This is a genomic window from Leptolyngbya sp. CCY15150, from assembly GCF_016888135.1.
In the GTDB taxonomy this organism is placed as follows: Bacteria; Cyanobacteriota; Cyanobacteriia; order RECH01; family RECH01; genus RECH01.
The window spans coordinates 1-3708 of the sequence record NZ_JACSWB010000192.1 but is presented as its reverse complement, the minus strand read 5'-3'; the positions used below and the strand labels follow the sequence as shown (position 1 = coordinate 3708).

Sequence of the window (3708 nt, the reverse complement as noted above, 5' to 3'; positions counted from 1 at the left end):
ATTGATGACAAATAGCGTGGCACACAAAATCGTCACCTAGAAGTGACTAAACCCTTGTCTAATAAGGCATTCCGTCTATGGGGAATTAATATATTCCAGACGAGTTGATGACAAATAGCGTGGCACTTCAGTCGCGTCCAAAAACTAGAGGTGCCCCGGTTTCAAGAAAAGCAGAAACCGTGCCACGCTATTTGTCATTAGAGCAGGAAGAAAGGTTGCGTGACTGGGGCTATAGCGATCGCATCATTTTGGGCCATGGCAACGATTCTGGACAAAAAGGGCCATTTGCTCTGAAACCCTTAGGAATTAAAGGTTCAAATTCTGAGACGATCTCGTCTCACGACCAATCTTCGATTCTATTTGCTTATCAGCTCAAATCTGCTAAGCTCCTCCAGAACTGTTTGAAGGAGCTTAACCTTGCCTAGCATCTCAGATACTGCTTACCCTCGCTTGAAGACTAATCCTACTGAGCGAGAGCTGGAGGCAATTTACACACCGACGGCTGATGAGATCAGTTTGTCCCAACAAACAACCAAGGGTAAGGTCGCTCATCTAGGGTTTCTCGTCTTGCTAAAAGCCTTTCAACGTCTAGGTTATCCTGTTCTGGTTGCCGATGTCCCTGCCGCCATTGTTCAACACATCGTGGTAACAAGCCAGCTCTCGGTGACGCGCGCCGATTTAGCTGGCTACGATGCCTCGGCAACCCGTAAGCGTCACCTCAAAATTATTCGCGATTTTTTGAACTTGCAGCCTTACAAGTCGGATGCTCAAGCCGTCGCCAAAGCGGCGATGGAATTTGCGGTCATGAGTAAACATGACTTGGTGGACTTGGTCAATATTGCCATTGAAGAACTCGTCCGCCAGCGCTACGAACTTCCTGGGTTCAACACACTCCTGAAGCTGGCCCGGAGAGTGCGTCATACGGCCAATCAAAATGTGTATCAAAAAGTTACCGATAGCCTCTCTACAGAGGACAGACACCAGATCGATGCGCTTTTGCAAGTGGATGACGAAGACAGCATCACTGACTGGAATCGGCTCAAACAAGACCCTGCCAGCCCCACCATCACTCATCTGCAAGAATTGAACCAGCGCTTGGAATGGCTAGCCTCTTTACAAGTAGAAACGTCCGTCTTGCCTGAAATCCCCGAAGTCAAGCTGCAATACTTTGCCGCCGAAGCACTGGCGCTCGATGCCGCTCGGATGAAGGCATTAGAGCCCAATAAGCGATACACCCTGGCTACCGTCCTGCTAAAAACTCGCTATGGCCAAACCTTGGATGACTTGGCGGAAATGTTTATTCGCCAAATCCAGCAGCTACATCAACGCGGCAAGGATGCCTTGGCAGAGTATCGTTTAGAGTCTCAAACTTTAACTGAACGCTTGCTGACCACATTGAAGGAACTGCTTCTAGCCTTTCAAACCGAGGGAACTATTGCTGAACGGTTTGAAGCCATGGCCGCTGTCATGGGCGAACAGGCTCCCTTGCTAGTGGAGCAATGCGAATCGATCCTGCAATACGAAGAACAGAACTACCTACCTTTCCTACAGACATTTTACAAAAGCCAGAGAGCAAGCCTGTTTAAGCTCATAGAGGTCTTGCCATTATGTAGCAGCACCCAAGACAGCAAGATGGAAGCGGCGATTCAGTTCATCACGCAACATCGACAAAGTCACGACACGTTTCTATCCGTTATGGACGTTAAAGACGCGGGAACCCCCGAAGAGAAACGCTCGCCTTTGCTTGATTTGAGTTGGGTTTCAGCCAAATGGTGGCCCCTGGTAACTGGACAGCCACGACGTTCTCCAGCACCTACGCAGGTTCACCGCCGACACTTCGAAGTCTGTCTTTTTTCTCAGCTCATGACTGAGTTGAGGTCTGGTGACCTCTGGATACAAGGGAGTCAGGAGTTTGCCAATTACTCGGAGCAACTGCTCGATTGGCCGACCTATCACCGCAAGCTGAAAGACTATGGTCTGCAAGTGAACCTACCGATGGAAACATCAGCACTTCTAGACTATGCCCAACAGTGGCTGACCGCTTGCGCTGATCAAACAGACCAGAATTTTCCGACTAATGCTGAAGTGGACTTCAAGCATAATCGCATTGTCATTCGGAGGCCGAAGAAACCACTCCCAAAAGGGCTAGCACAGCTCAAGACCTTGATTGAACGGCGACTGCCTCCTATCAACCTGCTGGACACCTTAGTTGACACTGAACTGTGGCTCAATTGGACACGCTTTTTCAAACCTCACTCAGGTCATGACACGAAGCTGGAGCAACCGGTTGCTCGGTACTTAGCCAGCACATTCTGTTACGGCTGTAACCTGGGGCCATCTCAAGCAGCTCGTTCGCTCCTCGACTTTGACCGTCGCCAGGTGGCGTATGTCCACCAACGACATATCGATATGGACAAGCTTCAACGAGCGAATGAGGCGATTATCAATGCCTACAACCAATTCGACTTACCTAAGCATTGGGGCGATGGCAAAAGTGCTTCCGTCGATGGCACCAAGTGGGATATTTACGAAAACAACCTGTTGGCGGAGTACCACATCCGCTACGGGGGCTATGGGGGTATCGCTTACTACCATGTCTCCGATACCTATATTGCCCTATTCAGTCACTTTATTCCTTGTGGTGTTTGGGAAGCCATTCACCTATTAGATGGCTTGCTCAACAACAAGTCGGCGATTCAACCCGATACGGTTCATGGTGATACCCAAGCCCAAAGCGCGACTGTCTTTGCCCTGGCCTACCTGCTGGGGATTCGCCTCATGCCCCGAATTCGCAACTGGAAAGATCTGACGCTCTACCGACCTGACAAGAAGGCTAAGTATCAGAATATTGATACGCTCTTTTCAAGCGTAGTCAACTGGGAACTGATTGAAACGTACCTGCCCGACATGTTACGGGTTGCTTTGTCGGTCAAAGAAGGTAAAATTCGAGCGGCCACAATTCTTCGCAAACTCGGAACCCAAAGCCGCAAGAACAAGCTCTATCAAGCGTTTCATGAACTCGGATGTGTCGTTCGCAGTGCCTTTATTCTGCAATACATCGACGATATCGATTTAAGAGCAACGATTCAGGCGGCCACCAACAAATCGGAAGCTTTCAACAAATTTGCCAAGTGGTTGTCCTTTGGTGGTAATGTCCTCGCAACCAACAATCGGGAAGAGCAACGGAAGTTAATCCGTTATAACCATTTGGTAGCCAACAGCCTCATCTTTCACAACGTCTTTGCACTCAGCCAGGTGCTTCAACAGTTGGTATCGGAAGGCCATGTTATTGAGCCCGAAGCGATCTCGGCCTTGAGTCCCTATTGGACGCATCACATTAATCGCTTTGGGACTTACCTGATGAACTTAGAGCGTCATCCACCGAGCATTGATTATCAAACACCGATCGTCTCCCCCACTGTGTTTTCCACGTAATTCATCAGTCTCATGCAAATCTCATATTCAAATCCTTACGGAGCAAGGGTTTTAGTTCAAATGGCCCTTTTTGTCCAGAATCGTTGCCATGGCCCTTCATGAGATTGAAGATGAATCAGAGAAACTGGCTGTTAAGCCTGCACATTGCTACGGGTGGGTTATGGTTTGGCACAGCTCTATGCTCGGTTGCTCTGGCCTTGAGTATTGTCCTACTCGAACCTGAGGAAGCAATTCATGGCATCAACCTGGCGCGAAACATCCTGGGGCAGTACA

At 49.1% G+C, this 3708-nt stretch carries 2 protein-coding genes; both read left to right on the top strand.

Features of this window, described 5'->3' with window-relative positions; all coding sequences use genetic code 11:
- The first annotated feature begins 107 nt into the window (after positions 1-107).
- Complete coding sequence (locus JUJ53_RS13865) at positions 108-425, top strand: hypothetical protein (RefSeq protein ID WP_204152632.1); 318 nt, start codon at positions 108-110, stop codon at positions 423-425.
- Positions 418-3435, top strand: coding sequence for a Tn3 family transposase (locus JUJ53_RS13860; protein WP_204152631.1), 3018 nt, complete (start codon positions 418-420; stop codon positions 3433-3435). Before JUJ53_RS13865 ends, JUJ53_RS13860 begins: the two co-directional genes overlap by 8 nt.
- The last annotated feature ends 273 nt before the right edge of the window (positions 3436-3708 follow it).

Excerpts from the sequence above, each read along its gene's own strand:
- JUJ53_RS13865 (WP_204152632.1), top strand. The coding sequence starts at position 108 with ATGACAAATAGCGTGGCACTTCAGTCGCGTCCAAAAACTAGAGGTGCC.